This is a genomic window from Xanthobacter autotrophicus, from assembly GCF_029991245.1.
GTDB classification, from domain to species: domain Bacteria; phylum Pseudomonadota; class Alphaproteobacteria; order Rhizobiales; family Xanthobacteraceae; genus Xanthobacter; species Xanthobacter autotrophicus_C.
In genome coordinates this window covers 20941-41180 of record NZ_JAIVFO010000021.1, presented here as the reverse complement: position 1 = coordinate 41180, position 20240 = coordinate 20941, and the positions used below count along the sequence as shown (strand labels likewise).

Annotated in this window: 19 protein-coding genes; 9 read left to right on the top strand and 10 right to left on the bottom strand. The window is 68.8% G+C overall.

The genetic code is table 11. The annotated features are described in order from the left end of the window. Positions 1-124: 124 nt before the first annotated feature. The gene (locus K9U41_RS06120; RefSeq protein WP_282639970.1) at positions 125-937 is read right to left on the bottom strand and encodes a response regulator; all 813 of its coding nucleotides are present in this window, start codon (positions 935-937) and stop codon (positions 125-127) included. Positions 938-1271: 334 nt separating this feature from the next. On the opposite strand from K9U41_RS06120, the gene K9U41_RS06115 reads away from it, so the two are divergent. Continuing rightward, a complete protein-coding gene (locus tag K9U41_RS06115) occupies positions 1272-1655 on the top strand; it encodes a response regulator (protein WP_282639969.1) in 384 nt (127 codons plus the stop codon). Next, positions 1642-3714 carry an ATP-binding protein gene (locus K9U41_RS06110; protein WP_282639968.1) on the top strand — a complete coding sequence of 691 codons (2073 nt, stop codon included), beginning with the start codon at positions 1642-1644 and terminating at the stop codon, positions 3712-3714. The genes K9U41_RS06115 and K9U41_RS06110 overlap by 14 nt, the downstream gene beginning before the upstream one ends. A gap of 110 nt (positions 3715-3824) precedes the next feature. On the opposite strand, the gene bioB is transcribed toward K9U41_RS06110, so the two are convergent. The 6 genes from bioB to pcaF all read right to left on the bottom strand — a co-directional run bounded on the left by bioB (position 3825) and on the right by pcaF (position 8747). Further along, positions 3825-4850: a biotin synthase BioB gene (bioB, locus tag K9U41_RS06105; RefSeq protein ID WP_282639967.1), complete on the bottom strand. Its 1026-nt coding sequence runs from the start codon at positions 4848-4850 to the stop codon at positions 3825-3827. An 84-nt stretch (positions 4851-4934) separates the two neighbouring features. Continuing rightward, the gene (pcaD, locus tag K9U41_RS06100; protein ID WP_282639966.1) at positions 4935-5735 is read right to left on the bottom strand and encodes a 3-oxoadipate enol-lactonase; all 801 of its coding nucleotides are present in this window, start codon (positions 5733-5735) and stop codon (positions 4935-4937) included. A gap of 146 nt (positions 5736-5881) precedes the next feature. Next, a complete protein-coding gene (locus K9U41_RS06095) occupies positions 5882-6541 on the bottom strand; it encodes a 3-oxoacid CoA-transferase subunit B (RefSeq protein ID WP_282639965.1) in 660 nt (219 codons plus the stop codon). Beyond that, the gene (locus K9U41_RS06090) at positions 6538-7212 is read right to left on the bottom strand and encodes a 3-oxoacid CoA-transferase subunit A (RefSeq protein WP_432715739.1); all 675 of its coding nucleotides are present in this window, start codon (positions 7210-7212) and stop codon (positions 6538-6540) included. The genes K9U41_RS06095 and K9U41_RS06090 overlap by 4 nt, the downstream gene beginning before the upstream one ends. Before the next feature lie 15 nt (positions 7213-7227). Further along, positions 7228-7503: a muconolactone Delta-isomerase gene (gene catC / locus K9U41_RS06085; protein WP_282639963.1), complete on the bottom strand. Its 276-nt coding sequence runs from the start codon at positions 7501-7503 to the stop codon at positions 7228-7230. Between the two features lie 38 nt (positions 7504-7541). After that, complete coding sequence (gene pcaF / locus K9U41_RS06080; RefSeq protein ID WP_282639962.1) at positions 7542-8747, bottom strand: 3-oxoadipyl-CoA thiolase; 1206 nt, start codon at positions 8745-8747, stop codon at positions 7542-7544. A 276-nt stretch (positions 8748-9023) separates the two neighbouring features. Between pcaF and K9U41_RS06075 the strand changes: the two genes are divergently transcribed. After that, a complete protein-coding gene (locus K9U41_RS06075; protein ID WP_282639961.1) occupies positions 9024-9800 on the top strand; it encodes an IclR family transcriptional regulator domain-containing protein in 777 nt (258 codons plus the stop codon). A gap of 158 nt (positions 9801-9958) precedes the next feature. Here the strand turns inward: K9U41_RS06075 and K9U41_RS06070 are convergent, their stop codons facing one another. The 3 genes from K9U41_RS06070 to K9U41_RS06060 form a co-directional block, all read right to left on the bottom strand. Beyond that, the gene (locus K9U41_RS06070; protein ID WP_282639960.1) at positions 9959-10702 is read right to left on the bottom strand and encodes an MBL fold metallo-hydrolase; all 744 of its coding nucleotides are present in this window, start codon (positions 10700-10702) and stop codon (positions 9959-9961) included. Between the two features lie 315 nt (positions 10703-11017). Next, positions 11018-12073 carry an aldo/keto reductase gene (locus K9U41_RS06065; protein WP_282639959.1) on the bottom strand — a complete coding sequence of 352 codons (1056 nt, stop codon included), beginning with the start codon at positions 12071-12073 and terminating at the stop codon, positions 11018-11020. 156 nt (positions 12074-12229) lie between these two features. Then, complete coding sequence (locus K9U41_RS06060; protein WP_282639958.1) at positions 12230-13162, bottom strand: LysR family transcriptional regulator; 933 nt, start codon at positions 13160-13162, stop codon at positions 12230-12232. Between the two features lie 72 nt (positions 13163-13234). On the opposite strand from K9U41_RS06060, the gene K9U41_RS06055 reads away from it, so the two are divergent. The 6 genes from K9U41_RS06055 (at position 13235) to K9U41_RS06030 (ending at position 20109) form a co-directional block, all read left to right on the top strand. Then, positions 13235-14419: a muconate/chloromuconate family cycloisomerase gene (locus tag K9U41_RS06055; protein WP_282639957.1), complete on the top strand. Its 1185-nt coding sequence runs from the start codon at positions 13235-13237 to the stop codon at positions 14417-14419. Between the two features lie 103 nt (positions 14420-14522). Continuing rightward, positions 14523-15449 carry a catechol 1,2-dioxygenase gene (gene catA / locus K9U41_RS06050; RefSeq protein ID WP_282639956.1) on the top strand — a complete coding sequence of 309 codons (927 nt, stop codon included), beginning with the start codon at positions 14523-14525 and terminating at the stop codon, positions 15447-15449. Positions 15450-15537: 88 nt separating this feature from the next. Continuing rightward, positions 15538-16944, top strand: coding sequence for a benzoate 1,2-dioxygenase large subunit (gene benA, locus K9U41_RS06045; RefSeq protein ID WP_282639955.1), 1407 nt, complete (start codon positions 15538-15540; stop codon positions 16942-16944). Positions 16945-17004: 60 nt separating this feature from the next. Further along, positions 17005-17496 (top strand): benzoate 1,2-dioxygenase small subunit, encoded by a 492-nt coding sequence (gene benB, locus K9U41_RS06040; protein ID WP_282639954.1) that lies wholly within the window; start codon positions 17005-17007, stop codon positions 17494-17496. Positions 17497-17509: 13 nt separating this feature from the next. Further along, a complete protein-coding gene (gene benC / locus K9U41_RS06035; RefSeq protein ID WP_282639953.1) occupies positions 17510-18529 on the top strand; it encodes a benzoate 1,2-dioxygenase electron transfer component BenC in 1020 nt (339 codons plus the stop codon). A gap of 191 nt (positions 18530-18720) precedes the next feature. Continuing rightward, a complete protein-coding gene (locus tag K9U41_RS06030; protein ID WP_282639952.1) occupies positions 18721-20109 on the top strand; it encodes an MFS transporter in 1389 nt (462 codons plus the stop codon). Positions 20110-20240 lie beyond the last annotated feature (131 nt).

Below are 20240 nucleotides of genomic sequence, written 5' to 3'. Positions count from 1 at the left end.
TCCGAGAGCCGGAACGGGTCGGGTGGTGGCCGTGCGCGGTGCCATCCGACCCGTTCCGGCTCTCGGAGCAGGGAGACCTTGCTCCTCCGGCGGCGGCGCCCGCGCAGGCAGATGCCGACGGATCTCAGTCCATGGTGATGCCGAAGCGGTCGGCCTGGCGGCGCACGAAGGCTTCCATGCGCTCGCGCCCGAGATCGGTGAGAACGACGATGATGCGCCGCCGGTCGCGGGCGTCTGGAGTGCGGGTCACGAGCCCGGCCGCCTCCAGGTCATCGATGCGGCGCAAGGCGGTGGTGGCGGGCGCGCCGGAGGCGATGCACAGGCTGCTGACGGAGATCGGCCGCTGGCTCGCCTCCGCCACCGCGAGATCGAGCATCATCTCCCAGGCCGGGTTGGAAAACAGGCCCGCCTGGAAGATGGCGTCGCGGTCGGCGCGGGCGGCCACGAGCACGCGCAGATACTGGACGCGCAGATATTGGGCGCGCAGGTCATCGGGCCGGGCCATGTGCCCCGTCGCTGCCGTCTTGTCCCCGGCAGCCTCGTCCTCCACCAGCGCGAAGGCGCGGGCGATGGCGTGGGCAACGTCTTCGGCGGCGAGCGGCTTCTGCAGGAAATCCACCGCCTGCAGCCGCAGCGCCCCGACGGCGCGGTCGAGGGAGGCGTGGCCAGTGATGACGATGGCCGCCATGGGATTCCTGCGCCGCTGCACCGAGAGCTTCTGCAACAACTCGATGCCATCGATGCGCGGCATCTGCAGGTCGGTGACGATGACCTTGAGGTCATCATTGCGCTGGACGAGATCAAGCGCCTCGACCGCGGTGCCGGCGGTCAGGGCGGCAATGCCCAGCATGCCGAGACCCTCCTGCAACTCCACCAGCATGTCCGGATCATCGTCCACCAGCAATACGCGAGGGGCCGCGCCCGTCTGGCCGTCCATCCTTTCCTCCGGTTTCAGGTCCCGTGCATGGCGTTGGCCGATTTCCACCAGCAGAGCAAGAATGCCACCCGTCCGCTGTCGCGGGGCCGCACCTTCGGCTGCGATTGAATTGTGTTCCCAATCCGATCCAATATGAACTGAATTCGCCTTGACGGCATGACGGCCTCATTGTGCAGTGCATTCCGGTCTCGCAGAGTTCAGGGCGGCTTTTCGATCCGATGGCGGCGTAATCGGGCCGGCAGGGTTGCCTCTCTCCGTCGCTCATACCGTTCAGGTCGGTTCAACCTGATGACGTCCGGCCATGCGCGCCGGAAATGGTCTTGAGCGGTGGCGCATGGACCAGCTTCTTGTCATCGATGACGAGCCCGAATACCTCGCCGAGCTGATCGAGGCGCTCGGCTTTCGCGGTCACGCCACCATTTCGGTCGGACGGGGCGCAGAGGCCATCGCGACGCTTCGGCGCGACCCCGCCATCCGTGTCGTCCTCACCGACATGCGCATGCCGGACATGGACGGCATCGCGCTGATCAAGGCTGTTCAAGACACCTTTCCCGGGCGCAAGATCAATTTCCTGATGATGACCGGCCACGCCGCCCCTGGCGATATGGCGCAGGCGCGCGCAGCCGGGGTGGTGCGGTGCTTTCCCAAGCCGCTGGCCTTCGAGGACCTGTGTGCGGCGCTGGCGGAACTGGATGGCGGCAGGGATGAAGGCGTCTGACACCCGCGGCGACGGCTTGCGGGGCCTCTTCGATCCCGTCACGCTGATGCTGGGCGGCCTCGTCGTCCTCGTGGGTGTCATCCCCTTTGTGGTTGCGCTCGTGCTGTACCAGCTGCACAGCAGCGCCGAGCGGGACGAGGCGGAAGCCAATGCCCGGCGCACCGCGACGCTGCTGATGCGCAGTTTCGAGCAGGCCATCGCGCCCGTCGACCTTCTGCTCTTGAATCTCGTCACTACCTATGATGCCTCCGCCACGCCGGTGCAGGTCCACGCGATGCTGCGCGGCCTGAGCCTTCCCCCGGCCGTGCTGCAGGTGAGCGTCACCGACAGGGCCGGCGCGTTGATCGCGAGCAGTCTGCCCACGGCGGGCATGGAGCAGAAAAACCTGTCGGGGCGCGACTACATGCGCGCCCACCTCGGCCGGGAGCAGGTTCACGCGGGCCTCGATATCAGCAAGCCGGTGCTGGGCCTTTTGTCAAAGAAATGGGGAATCCCGCTCAGCCGGCCGCTTGTCGATGCCTCCGGCCGGTTTGCGGGCGTGGCGGTGGCATCCTACGCCATCAGCGACTTCATCGACTTCTACAAGCAGCTTCGGACCGAGGACGGCATGCTGATCGCCCTCGTCGGCCGGGACGGCATCGTGCGGGCCCGGGCCGCCGAGAGCACCAGCTTCGGCGATGACGTGTCCGCGAGCCCGGCCTTCCAGGCCGCCCTCGCGCGCGGCGGGGCCACCTATGAAGAGGTGAGCGTCGTCGATGGCGTTGCGCGGGTGGGATATACCGTCGCGTCCGGGAAATACCCCATCCTGGTCACGGTGGCCTATTCGATGGCCCATGTGCAGCAACAGTCGAACGAGTTCCGCGCCGCCATCTGGAGCACCGCGCTGGGCCTTTCCATTGCGCTGCTCATCGTGGTTCTCCTGGGCGGGCGCTACCTGAACCTGCAGAAGCGGCTGAAGGCCAATGAAGTGCAGGCCCTGGCGCGCCAGCGCGAGGCGAACGTGCTCGAAGCCATCAGCCGCGTGCCGGGGGTCGCCGTCATGCATGTCACCGCCGCCGGCGCGAGCGAGGTGGGCACCGCCGCCGATCCCACCCTCTCCCCCCTGCTGCGCCGCTATCTCTCCGGCGGCCACTTCCGCGCCCTGGTCCGCGGGCTCAAGGAGCCGCAACTGCGCGACGAGCATCTGTCCGACGGCACCCGCGAACTGGAGGTGGAGATGGTGGTGGCACCGCTCCAGGGCATGGAGCGGGCCTCGCCGCCGGGGGAGGGGGACGACATGGTGGTCTTCGCCGTGGACCGCACCCAGCGGCGGATGGAGGAAAACAAGCTCTACCAGATGTCGAAGCTCGCCTCCCTCGGCGAGGTGGCGACGGGGCTCGCCCACGAGATCAACCAGCCGCTCGGCGTGATCCGGCTGGCGGCGTCCAACGCGCTGGCGGGCCTGAAGATGGGGCTGCCGGCGGAGCATCTTTCCGCCAAGCTCGACCGCATCATCCAGCAGACGGTGCGCATGAGCCGCATCATCGACCACATGCGCATCTTCGGCCGCACGAGCGAGGAGCAGCTTCAGCCCTCGCAGCCCATCCATGCGGTGGATGGCGCGCTGCAGGTGGTGGGCGCCCATTTCCGCCTGGACGAGATCGAGGTGACCACCTCGTCCGAGGCCGACCTGCCCGAAGTGCTCTGCCGCCAGGACCAGCTGGAGCAGGTGATCATCAACCTGTTCCAGAATGCGCGCGACGCCATCAACGAGCGCCGGGCCGCCCTGGGGGAGCACTGCGCCGGCCGCATCGCCGTGCGTGTCGCCCGCGAGGCGAGGGCGGGGGCGGGGGAGCAGGTGCTGATCGAGGTCGCCGACACTGGCGGCGGCATCCCCGAGGCGGTGGTGGACCGGATCTTCCAGCCGTTCTTCACCACCAAACCGCCGGGCAAGGGCACCGGCCTTGGCCTGTCGGTGAGCTTCGGCATCGTCCGCGACCACGGCGGCAGCCTCTCGGTCCGCAACGGGTCCGAGGGCGCCATCTTCAGCATCCGCCTTCCGTCCCGCGCCGCGAGCTGACGAACAGGCCGCGCCGCGAGCCGCAAAGGCTTCCGGCGCCGCGGCGGCCCATCAACACTTCGAGGTCATCTTGGGGGCCACCATCCTGGGGGTCATCTTGCCGGGCGCGATCACTCCGCGGCGGAGCGCATCTCGCTTCCGGCGGGGGCGGCGGCGCGGATGCCGAGGCGGGCGAACAGCGCCGCGTCCTTGTCCCGCTCCGGATTGCCGGTGGTCAAAAGCACGTCGCCGGTGAAGATGGAATTGGCCCCGGCGAGGAAGCACAGGGCCTGCATCTCGTCGCTCATGGCGTCCCGGCCGGCGGAGAGGCGCACGATGCTCTGCGGCATCAAGAGGCGCGCCAGCGCGATGAGGCGCACGAAGGCGATGGGGTCCGGCTTGTCGGCCTTGCCCATCACCGGGGTGCCCTCGATGGCGTTCCACATGTTCAGCGGCACGCTCTCGGGATGGGGATCGAGGGTGGCGAGCACCAGCAGCATGGCGATGCGGTCGTCCACGGTCTCGCCCATGCCGACGATGCCGCCGGTGCACAGGCGGATGCCGCCCGCCCGCACCGAGGCGAGGGTGTCGAGGCGGTCGTCCATGGTCCGGGTGGTGACGATCTCGGGATAGAAGGCGGGCGAGGTGTCGATGTTGTGGTTGTAATAGTCGAGGCCGGCGGCGCCGAGGCGCGTCACCTGATCGGGGGTGAGCATGCCCAGGGTCACGCAGGCTTCCAGGCCCATGGCCTTCACGCCCGAGATCATGGCGCAGACGGCGTCGAGGTCGCGATCCTTGGGGCTGCGCCAGGCGGCGCCCATGCAGAAGCGGGTGGCGCCGCCGTCTTTCGCCGCCTGCGCCTGCGACAGCACCTCCTCCACGCCCATGAGCTTGGTGGCCTTCAGGCCGGTCTCGTGGTGGGCGCTCTGGGAGCAGTAGCCGCAATCCTCCGCGCAGCCGCCGGTCTTGATGGAGAGCAGCGTCGCGGTTTCCACGGTGGTGGGGTCGAAATGGCGGCGGTGCACGCTCTGGGCGCGGAACAGCAACTCGGGGAAGGGCAGGTCGTAGAGCGCCCGGGCCTCGGCCTCGGTCCAGTCGGAGCGCAGCTGGCTCCCCTCCGCCGCGGGGGCGGTTCCGGTCCCGGTGCTCGTGGTCATGCGCTGCTCCTGAAGATGCCTCGATCTGGAGGCTAGGATTACGCCGCAACGCACATGCGGCGCAATCCTCCCCTGGTCGGTCCGTCAGGCGGCGGTCAGGAACGGTACCAGCACGCGGGTGAGCGCGGCAGGCTGCTCCACGCAGGGAATGTGGGAGGCATCCACGATCACCTCCAGCCGGGCACCGGGGATCGCCGCGGCCAGCGCCTCGGCAGAGGCGGGGGGTGTCGCCGGGTCCTGGTCGCCGACGATGACGAGGGTGGGCGCGGTGATGGTGGCCGCCGCCGCGCGCAGGTCGGCGTCGCGCACCGCCATGGCGCAGCCCAGATAGCCATCGAGCGTGGTGCGCGCCACCATGTTGGCGTAGCCGCGCATGAGCTGCGGCGCCTTCTCCCGGAACGGTGCGGTAAACCAGCGCCCCATCACCCCCGGCGCGATGGCGGCGAGGCCGTCGCGGCGGATGCCGGCGATGCGCTCGTCCCACACCGAGGCGGGGCCGATAAGGGCGGCGGTATCGCACAGCACCAGCTTGTTCACCCGCTCCGGCGCGGTCGCCGCCAGGTGCTGGGCCACCATGCCGCCGATGGAGAGGCCGCACGCATGGGCCTTTTCGATGCCGAGGGCATCCAGCAGCGCCAGCGCGTCGGCGGCGAGGAGGGGGATGGAATAGCCGGTGCCGTCCTCGGGCAGCGGCGTCGCATCGGTGAGGCCGTGGCCGCGCATGTCGTAGCGCAGCACCCGGAAGGCGGCCGCCAGGTCGGCCATCACCGGGTCCCACACATGGAAGCTGGTGCCGAGCGAATTTGCGAGCAGCAGCACCGGCGCGCTCTCGGGGCCTTCGAGGGCGTAGTGGGTGGTGATCTCTCCGGCGGCGATGAAGGGCATCCGGCGGTCTCCGGCTGGAAGGGGCGCCCGCCGCTCGGGCGGGGGCAAATCGGGGCGCAAAGGAAAGCCGCCCGGCCGCCCCGGCGCAAGGGGCCGGCCGTGCGACGCAATGGGCGGCCGGGGGCGCCCCCGGCCGCGCCTCGGGCTCAGCTGGCGCGGATCCCGATGCCGGCGCGCGCGTTCAGCGCCTCGAGGCTCAGGCCCGGCGGCAGCAGGCGCGCCACGAAGCCCTCGGGGGTGATGTCGATGACGCCGTGGTCGGTATAGACCCGGGAGACGCAGCCGAGGCCGGTGAGCGGGTAGGTGCAATGCGCCACCAGCTTGGATTCGCCCTTCTTGGTGAGCAGCTCCATCATCACGAACACGTTGCGGGCGCCCACCGCGAGGTCCATGGCGCCGCCCACGGCGGGGATGGCGTTGGGATCGTTGGTGGCCCAGTTGGCGAGGTCGCCGTTCACCGCCACCTGGAAGGCGCCGAGGATGGCGATGTCCAGATGCCCGCCGCGCATCATGGCGAACGACAGGCTGTGGTCGAAGAAGGCGCCGCCGTCCAGCAGCGTCACCGGCTGCTTGCCGGCGTTGATGAGGTCGTAGTCCACCTCGTTGGGCGAGGGCTTGGGGCCCATGCCGAGGATGCCGTTCTCGCTGTGGAGCAGGATTTCCTTGTCCTGCGGCAGGAAGTCCGCCACCAGTTCGGGCATGCCGATGCCGATGTTGACGATGGCGCCGTCCGGGATGTCGGCGGCGATGAGCTGCGCCATCTCGGCGCGCGTCCAGGGCTTGAAGGCGGTGGCGATTTCGCTCATTGGGCGGCTCCCGTGCCGATGGCCACCAGGCGGTCCACGAACACGCCGGGGGTGACGATGTCTTCCGGATCGAGCGCGCCGAGGGGGACGATGTCCTCCACCTGCGCCACGGTGATGGTGGCCGCGGTGGCCATGACCGGCCCGAAATTGCGCGCCGTCTTGCGGTAGGTGAGGTTGCCCCAGCGGTCGCCGCGGTGGGCCTTGATGAGGGCGAAGTCGGCCTTCAGCGGATATTCCAGCACATAGTTGCGCCCGTCGATCTGCCGCGTCTCCTTGCCGTTCGCGATGGGGGTGCCGTAGCCGGTGGGGGTGAAGAAGGCGCCGATGCCGGCGCCGCCGGCGCGGATGCGCTCCACCAGGTTGCCCTGGGGCACCAGTTCCAGCTCCAGCTTGCCCTCGCGATAGAGCTGGTCGAACACTTGAGAATCCGCCTGGCGCGGGAAGGAGCACACCACCTTCTTCACCAGCCCCGCCGCCAGCAGGGCGGCCAGCCCGGTGGTGCCGTTGCCGGCATTGTTGGAGATGATGGTGAGGTCCTTCGGCGCGCGGGCGATCACCGCCTCGATCAGCTCGTGGGGCATGCCGGCGCCGCCGAAGCCGCCCACCAGCAGGGTCGCCCCGTCGGGGATGTCGGCGACGCAGCTTTGCGTGTCGGGCCTGGTCTTGTCGATCATGGGCGCGCTCCTTCAGATCGCCGACGGGTGGCGCGCCAGCGCCGTCACTTTGATGTCCATGAAGGGGAAGAGCGGCAGGGAGGAGAGCAGGGTGTGCAGCTCGTCCACGCTCTCCACGTCGAAGATGGAGACGTTGGAATAGCGCCCGGCCACGCGCCACAGATGCACCCACTTGCCCTGCCGCTGCAGGTCCTGGGCATAGGACTTTTCCGCCGCCTTGATGGCGTCGGCCTTCTCGGCGGGGAAGTCGTGGGGGATCTTCACGGTCATCTCGACATGGAACAGCATGGCGGTGCGCTCTTCTTGAAGGAGGGAGGGGCGGGGGGTCACACCCGCTCGATGATGGTGGCGATGCCCTGGCCGACGCCGATGCACATGGTGCACAGGGCGTAGCGCCCGCCGGTGCGGTGGAGCTGGTAGAGCGCGGTGGTGATGAGCCGCGCTCCGGACATGCCCAAAGGATGGCCAAGCGCGATGGCGCCGCCGTTGGGGTTCACATGGGCGGCGTCATCCGGCAGGCCGAGGTCGGCGAGGACGGCGCAGGCCTGGGCGGCGAAGGCCTCGTTCAGCTCGATCACATCCATGTCGGAGAGGGTCAGGCCGGCCTTTTCCAGCACCTTGCGGGTGGCGGGGGCCGGGCCCATGCCCATGATGCGCGGCGGCACGCCGGCGGTGGCCATGGCGACCACGCGCCCGCGCGGGGTGAGGCCGTGCTTGTCCACCCCGGCGGCGGAAGCAAGCAGCAGGGCGGCGGCGCCATCATTGACGCCGGAGGCGTTGCCGGCGGTCACGGTGCCGTCCGGCTTCACCACGCCCTTGAGGCGCGCGAGGTCTTGCAGCGTAGTGTCGGGGCGCATGTGCTCGTCGCGGTCGAACAGCCGGGGGTCGCCCTTGCGCTGGGGGATGCTCACCGCCACGATCTCGTCGGCGAAACGGCCCGCCGCCCAGGCCTCGGCGGCGCGGCGCTGGCTCTCCAGCGCGAAGGCGTCCTGCCGGGCGCGGCTGATCTGGAAATCCTCCGCCACGTTCTCGGCGGTCTCGGGCATGGAATCCACCCCGTGCAGGGCCTTCATGGCCGGGTTCACGAAGCGCCAGCCGATGGTGGTGTCCTCGATCTTCGCGGCGCGGGAAAAGGCGCTGTCGGCCTTGCCCATGACGAAGGGGGCGCGGCTCATGCTTTCCACGCCGCCGGCGATCATGAGGTCGGTTTCGCCGGCCTTGATGGCGCGGGCGGCGGTGCCCACCGCATCCATGCCGGAGCCGCACAGCCGGTTGATGGTGGAGCCGGGCACCGCGATGGGCAGGCCGGAGAGCAGGGCGCCCATGCGGGCCACGTTGCGGTTGTCCTCGCCGGCCTGGTTGGCGCAGCCGAAGATCACGTCCTCCACCTGCGTCGCATCGAGGCCGGGGCTGCGCGCGGCGAGGGTGCGGATCACGTGGGCCGCCAGATCGTCCGGCCGCACCGAGGAGAGCGCGCCGGCATAGCGCCCGATGGGCGTGCGCACCGCGTCACAGATGAAGGCGTCGCTCATCGTTTCCTCATTTTGTGCGTTATACGAACTTAAGTTCGCAAAATTGATACGAGCGAGCGGTGGGGCGCGTCAAGGGGATTTCGTGCGACCTGTGCGCAGAAGCGTTCAGACAATGCGCTTTATCCCGCCATGGGAGGCGGCGGCACTCAATCCCGCGCCCGCCATCGCGGCCTTTTCGCACCCGCTAGAGATACCAATCTTGTGCGTAATACGAACAAATGCTACATGCGTCCCGGCGGCACCTGCGCAATGGCGCGCCGCATCGGGGGAGGGCGGATGACGAAGGTGCAGGCGAGCGAGGACAAGGACTATGTGCAGTCCCTGGTGCGCGGGCTGGAGGTGATCCGCACCTTCAGCCGCTACAAGCCGCGCATGACCCTGACCGAGGTGGCCCAGCAGACCGGCATGACCCGCGCCGCCGCGCGCCGCTTCCTGCTCACCCTGGTGCGGGAAGAATATGCCGAGACCGACGGCAAGTATTTCGCCCTGCGTCCCAAGGTTCTGGACCTCGGCTTTGCCTATCTCTCCTCCCTGCCCATGTGGGAGGTGGCCCAGCCCATCATGCGCGACGTGGTGAACGCGCTGCAGGAATCCTGCTCGCTGGCGGTGCTGGATGGCCTCGACATCGTCTATGTGGCGCGGGTGCCCACCGAGCGGGTGATGACCATCGGCCTTTCCATCGGCTCGCGCCTGCCGGCCTATTGCAGCTCCATGGGCCGCACCCTGCTGGCCGGCCTGCCGCCGGCGGAGCTGGCCGCCTATTACGACCGGGTGGAGATCGAACGGCGCACCGAGCGCACGGTGGCCAACATGGTGGCCCTGAAGGACGCCATCGAGACCTCGCGCCGGCAGGGCTGGACGCTGGTGGACCAGGAACTGGAGATGGGCCTGCGCTCCATCGCGGCGCCGGTGAAGAACCGCCGCTCGGAGGTGCTGGCGGCGCTCAATGTCAGCACCCACGAGGGGCGCACCTCCCTCGAGACCATGAAGACGCGCTTCCTGCCGGTGCTGCTCGACGCCGCCCAGCGCATCTCCGCCGCGGTGCCGCAGTAAAGTGCTTTCAGGCGGGCGAGGCCGGTTCGCGTGAAGAAAGCCGGCTCCCTGTCAAGGGTGATTCACCGCGCGAATTGGGGCTTGGAGCGTGCGCGCCAGGTCCGGTAGCGAGTTTCGAGCGAGGCCCGCAGCCAGGTTCTCAGTCCCTTCGCCCGTGCCTATTCCACCGCCGGGGCCGCGCGGCCTGAAACGCGGCGATCATAATCGTCCGCGAGCGCGTGCAGGGCGGCGGCGGCGTCGCCGCAGAAGCTCGGACCGTGCATCAGCGCCAATGTACGCGGCGCGAGCGGGGCGAGGCTGCGGATGGTTGCGCCCATGGCGGGGTTGAGCGAGGAATAGCGGAAGATGTCCTCCGCCGCGATCGCCGGCCCCACCACGTCGCCGTCGGTAAGGGCGCGGTCGTCGCCCAGCTGGGTGAACAGGTCGCCGCACATGAGCGTCCGCGTCGATTCTTCGAAGAGAACGCCCGCATCCCAGCCGTGCGGGGTGTGCGGCGTATCGATGAAGCGGACGCGCTTGCCACCGCCGAGGTCGATCACCTCGCCATCGCTCAGGGCGCGCGGGGCCCTGTCCGCGAAGTCGTTGAGCGAGACCATGCACCCGGTCTGGCCGTGTGCCGGTGTCGCCTGCGGGGCGAGGGCGAGCCATTCGTTCATCGCCCCGCACTCGTCGGCCTCGAAATGGCCGAAGGCGAACCAGCGCAGGCGTTCCGGCGGGAGGATGCGGGCGAGCGCGTCGCGGTTGAGCGCGAACATCTTGCGCAGGCCGGTATGGAACATGAGCGGCTCGTCGCCCAGCACCAGGAACTGGTTGAAGGTGAAGCCGGCGGGCGGCGCGATGTCCGGTACATAGGTGGAGAGCCGGAAGATGCCGTCCGCGATCTCGCTGATCCTGGTTTCCATGACGTTCTCCCTGCGATCGTGCTCCCGCGCCGCCGGTGGCTTGCGTGCTCTGGAGCGTCCCACGCCCCTCGCGCTGCGCGGCGGCGTCGGTCCCAGGCTCCACTTTTACCATGATCGCGGAGCGGGTGAGGGCTGCCGCGCCATCTAGGCGATGCCCCTTTTCCCGGTGAGGGGCGCCTCTGGATCAACCCGCCACGGTGGATGGGGCGCGGGCTTCATGGGCCATGGCGGGCACCGCATGACGTTTCGTCGCGAAGCAGGTGGGCGCGGGAGCCCCCGGCGGCGCGGTCGCCGCCCGGGGGCAAGGGCGCGCGATCAGGGCGCGGGGCTGCCGTGGAGCTGGAACACCGCGTTCACCCTGGCCTCGATCTCCGGGGTGATGACCACGTCGAGGGTGGCAAGGGTTTCCTCCAGCTGCGCCATGGAGGTGGCGCCGATGATGTTGGAGGTCACGAACGACCGGCTCGTCACCCACGCCTGCGCCAGTTGCACCGCCGTCAGGCCCAGATCCGCCGCCAGCGCCAGATAGGCCTTGATGGCCGCGTCCACGCCGGGCTTCTGGTAGCGCTGGCCGCGATCGAACAGGGTGGAGCGGGCGCCGGCCGGGCGCGCGCCGTCCAGATACTTGCCGGTGAGATAGCCCTGCGCCAGGGGCGAATAGGCGAGCAGGCCCACATCCTCCCGCGCGGCGAATTCGGCGAGGCCGACCTCGTACTCGCGGTTGATGAGATTGTACGCGTTCTGCACCGAGGCGATGCGCGGCCCGCCGCCCGTCTCGGACGCACGCAGAAAGCGGTGGACGCCCCAGGGGGTCTCGTTGGACAGGCCGATATGGCGCACCTTGCCGGCGCTCACCAGGTCGGCGAGCGCGCCCAGCGTCTCCTCGATAGGCACTTCCGGGCCATCGCCGCTGGTGGGCGGGCCACCTGCCGAAGGCTGGCCGAACAGGGGCACGGCGCGATCCGGCCAGTGCAACTGGTAGAGGTCCACATAGTCGGTCTGAAGCCGCTTCAGCGAGCCGTCGATGGCGTAGGCGATGTTCTTCGCGTCGAGCCGGGTCTTGGCGCCGTTCTCGCGGAGCCAGTTGTTGTCGGTGCGGCCGGACACCTTGGTGGCGAGGATGACCTTGTCGCGCCCGCCGCGGGCCTTCAGCCAGGTGCCGATGATGCGTTCCGTGGAGCCCTGGGTCTGCGGCCGGGGCGGGATGGAATACATCTCCGCGGTGTCGATCAGGTTGATGCCCACGTCGCGGGCGCGGTCGAGCTGGGCATGGCCTTCGGCCTCGGTGTTCTGCTGGCCGAAGGTCATGGTGCCAAGCGAGATGGACGACACGGACAGGCCGGTGCGCCCGAGGGGGCGATAATCGAGCATGGGGGGCAATGCTCCGGGGACGGGCAAAGGAAGGGGAGCGGAGAAAAGACCCTGAGGCGGGCATTCGTCAACGGGTGAGGAGGTACGGCCCGCGCCGGAGGGCCATGGGCCGGATCATGGGCCGGATCATGGGCCGGATCACGGGCCGGCGCCCGCTCACGGCGGCAGCAGCCGGTTCTCGGACAGCTGGAGCCAGTCGGGGCGGTCGGCGTACATCTCGCGGATCAGCTGCTTGATGGCCTCGATGCGCCCCGACGCGTCATTGGCGCGATAGCTCATGATGATGGGCGAGACCAGCTTGGGGTCATCGAAATGGCGATAGGCCACGTCGTAGCTGCGCAGCCGCTGGGCGGCGGCGGGCACGATGGTGACGCCGGCATCCGCCGCCACCAGGCCCAGCGCCATCTGCAGCTCGCGCACCTCGCGGATGGCGCGCGGGCGCACATTGCGGTCGCCGAGCAGGACCAGCACCTCGTCGGCGAAGCTCGGCCGCGGCTCGGAGGGGTAGAGGACGAGCATCTCGTCCTCCAGTGTGGAGAGGGGCAAAGGCCCCTTCTCCGCGAGCTTGGGATGATCCAGCGGCAGCGCCAGCACCAGGCGCTCCTCGCGCAGGGCGATGCGCTCGATGGCCGGATCGGTGACGCGGACGCGGCCGAAGCCAAGGTCGATGCGCCCCTCCTTCAGGGCGGCCACCTGCTGGGTGGAACTCATCTCCTTCAGCTCGATCTCCATGTCCGGCCACAGCCGCCGCATGCGGCGGGCGAGGTCCGGCATGCCGCCATAGAGGGTGGAGGCCACGCACCCCACCACGAACAGGCTGCGGCCGGAGCGGCCGAGCTGGCGCGTGGTGTGGCGGATCTGGTCCATGCGGCCGATCATCTGGAGCGCCTGCTCGTAGAAGAAGCGCCCCGCCTCGGTGAGCTTCAGCGGCCGCTCCGAGCGGTCGATCAGCTGCACCCCCAGCTCCTCCTCCAGCCCCTGGATCTGCCGGCTCAGCGGCGGCTGGGCGATGTGCAGGCGGTCCGCCGCCCGGGTGAAGTTGCGCTCCTGCGCCACGGCCACGAAATAGCGGAGCTGGCGGACGTCCATGATACCCTCGAAGTATAATAAGGAACCAACTCGGTTTTGGATCTGCGCCGTCGCGCGCCTTAGAAAAAGGGCATGACGATCCATGCCCCCCTGTCCAGACAAGCCCCGACGATCGAGCAAGTCGAGACATTTCTCGTCGACCTGCCAACGATCCGGCCCCATCGCCTGTCGGTGGCGACCATGGAGGGGCAGACCCTGATGCTGGTCCGCCTCCACATGTCCGACGGCATCGTGGGGGTGGGCGAGGGCACCACCATCGCCGGCCTGGCCTATGGTCCGGAAAGCCCTGAAGGTATGAAATTGACGATCGACGCCTATATGGCGCCGGTCCTGCTCGCCGCCGATCCCACCCGGATCCAGGCCACCATGGCGACCATCGGCAAGGTGGTGAAGGGCAACAATTTTGCCAAGTCCGCGGTGGAGACCGCCCTGTTCGACGCCCAGGGCAAGCGCAGCGGCCTGCCCCTTTCCGAGCTTCTGGGCGGGCGGGTGCGTGATCGCCTGCCGGTGGCCTGGACGCTGGCCTCCGGTGACACCGCCCGCGACATCGCCGAGGCCGAGGAGATGCTGGCGCGCCGCCGCCACCGCATCTTCAAGCTCAAGATCGGCCGCCACGAGGTGCGCGCGGACGTGGATCACGTTGCCGCCATCAAGGCGGCGCTGGGCGAGCGGGCCAGCGTGCGCGTGGACGTGAACATGGCCTGGAGCGAGGCCGAGGCGGCCTATGGCCTGAAAGCCCTCGCCGATGCCGGCTGCGACCTGGTGGAGCAGCCCGTGGCTTCCGCCGCCGCCCTCGCCCGGCTCACCGCCCGCGGGCTGGTGCCGGTGATGGCGGACGAGATCCTGCAAGGTCCCGCCAGCGCGTTCGAGCTGGCCCGCATGCGCGCCGCCGATGTGTTCGCGGTGAAGATCGAGCAGTCCGGCGGCCTCATCGCCGCCGCCGGCGTGGGCGCCATCGCCGATGCGGCGGGCATCGAGCTTTATGGTGGCACCATGCTGGAGGGCGCGGTGTCCAGCATCGCCGCCGCCCACCTGTTTTCCGCCTTCCCCCGCCTCGGCTTCGGCACCGAACTGTTCGGCCCGCTCCTCATCACCGAGGAGATCCTCACCGAGCCTTTGGACTACAGCGATTTCTCGCTGGCGGTGCCGAAGGGGCCGGGCCTCGGCATCACTTTGGACGAGGAGCGCATCGCCCGCTTCCGCCGCGACGGGGCGCGCCGGACCCTGGTGCTCGCCTCCACCAAGGCCGGGGGCTGAGCCATGGGCCGCCTCCCTACACCCCCTGCCTGCCCACCCGCCGGCCCGCATACGCGGGACCGCCAGATCTGACCCAATTCCGAAGAAAATCAGGAGGAAACCAATGAGCAAGAACATCATGAGCCCGGCTCTCATCGACCAGCTCGCCGACCGCGCGGCGGGGCTCGACGTGGCCGGCGGCGACGCGCGGCTCAAGGAGGTCGTGCGCCGTCTCACCCGCGACCTGATGGTGGCCATCGACGAGCTTGACATCTCCATGGACGAGTTCTGGGCGGGGGTCGCCTACGTGACCGCCGCCGGCCAGTCCAACGAACTGGGCCTCATCGTGCCCGGCATTGCGGTGGAGCATTATCTCGACCTGCGCCTCGACGAGGCGGAGCGCCTCGCCGGCCTTGCCAGCGGCACCCAGCGCACCATCGAGGGCCCGCTCTACGTGGCCGGCGCGCCGCTCTCCAAGGGCACCGCGCGGCTGGACGACGGTTCGGACGATGGCGAGGTGCTGTTCGTGCAGGGCCGCGTCACCGGCATCGACGGCAAGCCGGTGGAAGGCGCCATCGTGGACGTGTGGCACGCCAACACCATGGGCAATTACTCCCACTTCGATCCCACCCAGCCGGCCTTCAACCTGCGCCGCCGCATCGAGACCCTGGCGGACGGCACCTACAGCTTCCGCACCATCATGCCCGCGGGCTACGGCTGCCCGCCCGGCTCGGCGAGCCGCCTGCTGATGGAAGGCCTCGGCCGCCATGCGGAACGCCCGGCGCATGTGCATTTCTTCGTCACCGCGCCCGGCTATCGCAAGCTCACCACCCAGATCAACATCGAGGGTGACCAGTATCTGCACACGGACTTCGCCTTCGGCACCCGCGAGGGGCTGATCCCGGCGGTGCGGCGGGTGTCGGACGCCACCGAGATCCATGCGCGCGGGCTGAACAAGCCGTTCGCGGTCATCGACTTCGACTTCTCCATCGCCCCCGAGGCGCAGGGCGTGGTCGGCACCGAAGTGAGCCGCCCCCGCGCCGCCGCCTGAGGCGGGCGCAACGTCACAGACCTTCCCGCAATGATCCGGACGGCCCGTCGCACCGACGGCGGGCCGAGCCGGCAAAGAGGAAACGCCAATGAACGCCCATAGCCCGGTCCCCGACACTGCCCCGGCCCCTGACACCGCCGCGCTCAAAGCCCGCCTCGAAGGCGCCGTGGTGGAGGATCCGGCCAAGGGCCTCTATCGCTGCCGCCGCGACATCTTCACCGATCCCGACCTGTTCGAGCTGGAGATGAAGCACATCTTCGAGGGCAACTGGATCTACCTCGCCCACGAGAGCCAGATCCCCAATCCGAACGATTATTTCACCACCTTCATCGGCCGCCAGCCCATCGTCATCACCCGCGACCGCAAGGGCGAATTGCACGCCCTCGTCAATGCCTGCTCCCACCGCGGCGCCATGCTGTGCCGGCACAAGCGCGGCAACAAGGCGACCTATACCTGCCCGTTCCACGGCTGGACCTTCTCCAACGCCGGCAAGCTGCTGAAGACCAAGGAGCCGGACGGCGCCGGCTATCCGGACAGCTTCAACGCCAATGGCTCCCACGACCTCACCAAGGTGGCGCGGTTCGAGAATTATCGCGGCTTCCTGTTCGGCTCGCTGAAGGAAGACGTGAAGCCTCTCACAGAACATCTGGGCGAGGCCGCCAAGATCATCGACATGATCGTGGACCAGTCGCCGGAAGGTCTCGAAGTATTGCGCGGCAATTCCACCTACGTCTATGACGGCAACTGGAAGGTGCAGGCGGAGAACGGCGCCGACGGCTATCACGTCACCTCGGTGCACTGGAACTATGCCGCCACCGTCAACCAGCGCAAGGCCGCGGCCGCAGCCGCCGCCGGCAAGGACGACGTGCGCGCCATGGACGCCGGCAACTGGGCCAAGCAGGGCGGCGGCTTCTATTCCTTCGAGCATGGCCACCTGCTGCTGTGGACCCGCTGGGCCAATCCCGAGGATCGGCCGCTCTACGACCGCCGCGTGGAACTCGCGGACAAGTTCGGCGACGCCATGGCCGACTGGATGATCAGCCGCTCGCGCAATCTGTGCCTCTACCCCAACGTCTATCTGATGGACCAGTTCTCCTCGCAGATCCGCACCTTCCGGCCCATCAGCGTGGATAAGACCGAGGTCACCATCTATTGCATCGCCCCCAAGGGCGAGAGCGCGCAGGCCCGCGCCCACCGCATCCGCCAGTATGAAGACTTCTTCAACGCCTCCGGCATGGCGACGCCCGACGACCTGGAGGAATTCCGCTCCTGCCAGATGGGCTTCATGGCCACCTCCGCGCCGTGGAACGACCTGTCGCGGGGCGCCACCCACTGGATCGAGGGGGCGGACGAAGGCGCCGCCGCCATCGGCCTGAAGCCCCTGCTGTCCGGCGCCAAGACCGAGGACGAGGGCCTGTTCGTGGTCCAGCACCGCTACTGGAAGGACACGCTGGCCCGCGCCGTCGCCGCCACCGACGCTGCGGACGCGTCCTGACCGGCCAATGACTTAACCAGAGACGGCGCGCCTTCAAGAGCCGCCGTCCGGGAGGAAACCATGAATGTGACCCACGAGGCCGTGGCGGCCTTCCTGTATCGCGAAGCCCGCCTGCTCGACGACAAGGACTGGGAGAGCTGGCTGTCCCTCTACGCCCCCGAGGCCGTCTTCTGGATGCCCTCCTGGGACGACAATGACGAGCTGGTGGAAAACCCCCAGACCGACATCTCGCTCATCTATTACGGGCAGAAGCAGGGGCTGGAGGACCGGGTGTTCCGCATCCGCACCGAGCGCTCCTCCGCCACCAGCCTGCCGGAGCCGCGCACCTCGCACAATCTCACCAACATCGAGATTTTGGAGGAGACCGGCGCCAGCGTCAGCGTGCGCTTCAACTGGTTCACACTGAGCTTCCGCTACAAGACGACCGACACCTATTTCGGCTCGTCCTTCTACACGCTCGACACCACGGGGAACGACTTCAGGATCACCAACAAGAAGGTGGTGCTGAAGAACGATTACATCCACCAGGTGGTCGACATCTACCACATTTGAGCGGGAGGCGGCGGTGAGCCACAAGATCGCGCTGAGCTTCGAGGACGGGGTCACCCGCTTCATCACCTGCGGCACCGGGGAGACGGTGGCGGACGCGGCCTATCGCTCCGGCATCAACGTGCCGTTCGACTGCCGCGACGGCGCCTGCGGCACCTGCAAGAGCCATTGCGAAAGCGGCGCCTATGACAAGGGCGACTATATCGAGGACGCCCTCAGCGAGGACGAGGCGGCGGAAGGCTTCGTGCTCACCTGCCAGATGCGGCCGAAGAGCGATTGCGTGGTGAAGATCGCCGCCACCTCGGCCCTCTGCAAGGCAGGCCCCTCCACCTTCGCAGCGCGCCTGTCGCGGCTGGAGCGGCTTTCGCCCACGACGCTTTCCTTCGCGCTGAAGATCGAGGGCGGCGAACTCGCCTTCCTGCCGGGGCAATATGCCAATCTCGGCCTGCCCGGCACGCGGGAGGTGCGCGCCTATTCCTTCTCCAGCCTGCCGCGGGACGGCGAGGTGGAATTCCTGGTGCGCAACATTCCCGGCGGGCGCATGTCGTCCTTCCTCGCCGAGCGGGCGCAGGTGGGCGATGCGCTGAGCTTCACCGCGCCCATGGGCTCCTTCTATCTGCGACCGGTGACGCGGCCGCTGCTGTTCCTCGCCGGCGGCACCGGGCTCGCCCCCTTCCTCGCCATGCTGGACCTCCTGGCGCGCGACGGCCTGAACGTGCCGGCGCACCTGGTCTATGGCGTCACCGCCGACGCCGATCTGGTGCTGGTGGACAAGCTGGAGGCATTCGCCGCCCGCCTGCCGGGCTTCACCTTCGCCACCGTCGTCGCCGATCCGGCAAGCGGGCATTCGCGCAAGGGCTATGTGACCCATCACCTCGCGCCCGAGCATCTCAACGGCGGCGACGTGGATACCTATCTGTGCGGCCCGCCGGCCATGGTGGATGCGGTGCGGCACCATTTCCAGGCCGCGGGGGTGACCCCTGCCGCCTTCCATTACGAGAAATTCTCCCCCGGCGCCGAGGCCAAGGCGGCGTGAAAGCATCAGCGTGAAACGGGCGGTGTGAAAACGACGGCGTGCCGCCGCCCGGACCTCGGAACGCATGGTCCAGACCCGCTGCCGCCCACGGCCGCGGGACGGGGACACGCGCGCCATCTGCCTGGCTCATCGCGGCCCAAGACCAGCACGGCAAAGCCGGCACCCCCTTCTATCCCAGAGAGGAAACAGCCATGTCTGCCCCAGCTCAACCGGCCCCGACCCCGGCGGGTCCAAGGCCGGTCAACATCCAGCAGATCATCGATGAGAGCCCGGTTTCGCGGTTCCAGCTGCTCATCATCGTCCTGTGCTTCATCATCGTCGCCGTGGACGGCTTCGACACGGCGGCGGCGGCCTTCATCGCGCCGGCCATCCGCGCCGAATGGCAGCTCACCCCGGCCGTGCTCGGCCCCATGTTCGGCGCCGGCCTGTTCGGCCTCATGGTGGGGGCGCTGGTCATCGGCCCCTTCGCCGACCGTTTCGGGCGCAAGCCCTTGCTGATCTTCTCGGTGGTCTTCTTCGGCCTCGCCTCGCTGGGGGCGGCCTTCTCCCACTCCATCACGGAACTCACCTGGTGGCGCTTCGTCACCGGCCTCGGGCTCGGCGCCGCCATGCCCAGCGCCATCACGCTCACCTCGGAATATTGCCCCGAGCGCAAGCGGTCGTTCCTCGTCACCATCATGTTCTGCGGCTTCACTTTGGGGTCGGCCATGGGCGGCCTGCTGGCGGCACAGCTGGTGGCGGAGCATGGCTGGCGCTCGGTGCTGGTGGTGGGCGGCGTGGTGCCCCTCGTGGTGGCTGTGCTGCTGTGGGCGTTGCTGCCGGAATCCATCCGCTTCCTGGTGCTGAAGGATCCCCGCTCGCGGGCCGCGGCGCGCAACCTTGCCCGCATCGCTCCCGAAGCGGACCTGTCCGGCGCGGTCTTCGTGGGGCCGAAGAAGGCCAAGGGGCTGCCGGTGCAGCAATTGTTCGCGCGCAACCTGGTGGGCGGCACGCTGCTGTTGTGGCTCGCCTTCTTCATGAGCCTGCTGGTCTATTATCTCCTCACCAACTGGCTGCCCACCTTCATCAATTCCGGCGGCGCCTCGATCCAGCAGGCGGCGCTGATCACCATGATGCTCCAGCTCGGCGGCACCCTCGGCGGCGTGGTGCTGGGCCTGTTCATGGACAAGGTGAACCCCCACGCGCTGCTCGCTTCCGCCTATGTGGGCGGCGGCCTGTGCGTCACGGCCATCGGCAATTCCACCGGCGTTCCGGGCCTGCTGCCGGTGGCGGTGTTCGGCGCCGGCTTCTGCATCGCCGGCTCGCAGATCGGCATCAACGCGCTGGCGGCGGCCTATTATCCCACCGCGAGCCGGGCCACCGGCGTCAGCTGGGCCAACGGCATCGGCCGCTCGGGCTCGGTGGTGGGCTCCATGGTGGGCGGGCTGCTGTTGTCCTTCCACTGGGGCTTCGAGACCATCTTCGCCATCGCCGCCGCGCCCGCCCTGGTGGCAGGCCTCGCCATCTTCCTGAAGGGCCGCCTGCAGTCCGGCGCGACGCTGGAGGCCGTGCCGGTGGCGCAGGTCGCGCAGGAGGGCTGAGAGCGCCGGCCGAGATCCCGAACCGGGCGTCACCGGGTGGTCCCGTCGTCACCGGCGGGGCCGCCCGATGCCGTTTCGGGACGGCGCGCGATGCGCGCGCATGTGGGATGATCGCCCCGCGAATCGCGGGG

Coding starts and splice junctions, on each gene's coding strand:
- K9U41_RS06120 (WP_282639970.1), bottom strand. CDS start 937: ATGGACGGCCAGACGGGCGCGGCCCCTCGCGTATTGCTGGTGGACGAT.
- K9U41_RS06115 (WP_282639969.1), top strand. CDS start 1,272: ATGGACCAGCTTCTTGTCATCGATGACGAGCCCGAATACCTCGCCGAG.
- K9U41_RS06110 (WP_282639968.1), top strand. CDS start 1,642: ATGAAGGCGTCTGACACCCGCGGCGACGGCTTGCGGGGCCTCTTCGAT.
- bioB (WP_282639967.1), bottom strand. CDS start 4,850: ATGACCACGAGCACCGGGACCGGAACCGCCCCCGCGGCGGAGGGGAGC.
- pcaD (WP_282639966.1), bottom strand. CDS start 5,735: ATGCCCTTCATCGCCGCCGGAGAGATCACCACCCACTACGCCCTCGAA.
- K9U41_RS06095 (WP_282639965.1), bottom strand. CDS start 6,541: ATGAGCGAAATCGCCACCGCCTTCAAGCCCTGGACGCGCGCCGAGATG.
- catC (WP_282639963.1), bottom strand. CDS start 7,503: ATGCTGTTCCATGTCGAGATGACCGTGAAGATCCCCCACGACTTCCCC.
- pcaF (WP_282639962.1), bottom strand. CDS start 8,747: ATGAGCGACGCCTTCATCTGTGACGCGGTGCGCACGCCCATCGGGCGC.
- K9U41_RS06075 (WP_282639961.1), top strand. CDS start 9,024: ATGACGAAGGTGCAGGCGAGCGAGGACAAGGACTATGTGCAGTCCCTG.
- K9U41_RS06070 (WP_282639960.1), bottom strand. CDS start 10,702: ATGGAAACCAGGATCAGCGAGATCGCGGACGGCATCTTCCGGCTCTCC.
- K9U41_RS06065 (WP_282639959.1), bottom strand. CDS start 12,073: ATGCTCGATTATCGCCCCCTCGGGCGCACCGGCCTGTCCGTGTCGTCC.
- K9U41_RS06060 (WP_282639958.1), bottom strand. CDS start 13,162: ATGGACGTCCGCCAGCTCCGCTATTTCGTGGCCGTGGCGCAGGAGCGC.
- K9U41_RS06055 (WP_282639957.1), top strand. CDS start 13,235: ATGACGATCCATGCCCCCCTGTCCAGACAAGCCCCGACGATCGAGCAA.
- catA (WP_282639956.1), top strand. CDS start 14,523: ATGAGCAAGAACATCATGAGCCCGGCTCTCATCGACCAGCTCGCCGAC.
- benA (WP_282639955.1), top strand. CDS start 15,538: ATGAACGCCCATAGCCCGGTCCCCGACACTGCCCCGGCCCCTGACACC.
- benB (WP_282639954.1), top strand. CDS start 17,005: ATGAATGTGACCCACGAGGCCGTGGCGGCCTTCCTGTATCGCGAAGCC.
- K9U41_RS06030 (WP_282639952.1), top strand. CDS start 18,721: ATGTCTGCCCCAGCTCAACCGGCCCCGACCCCGGCGGGTCCAAGGCCG.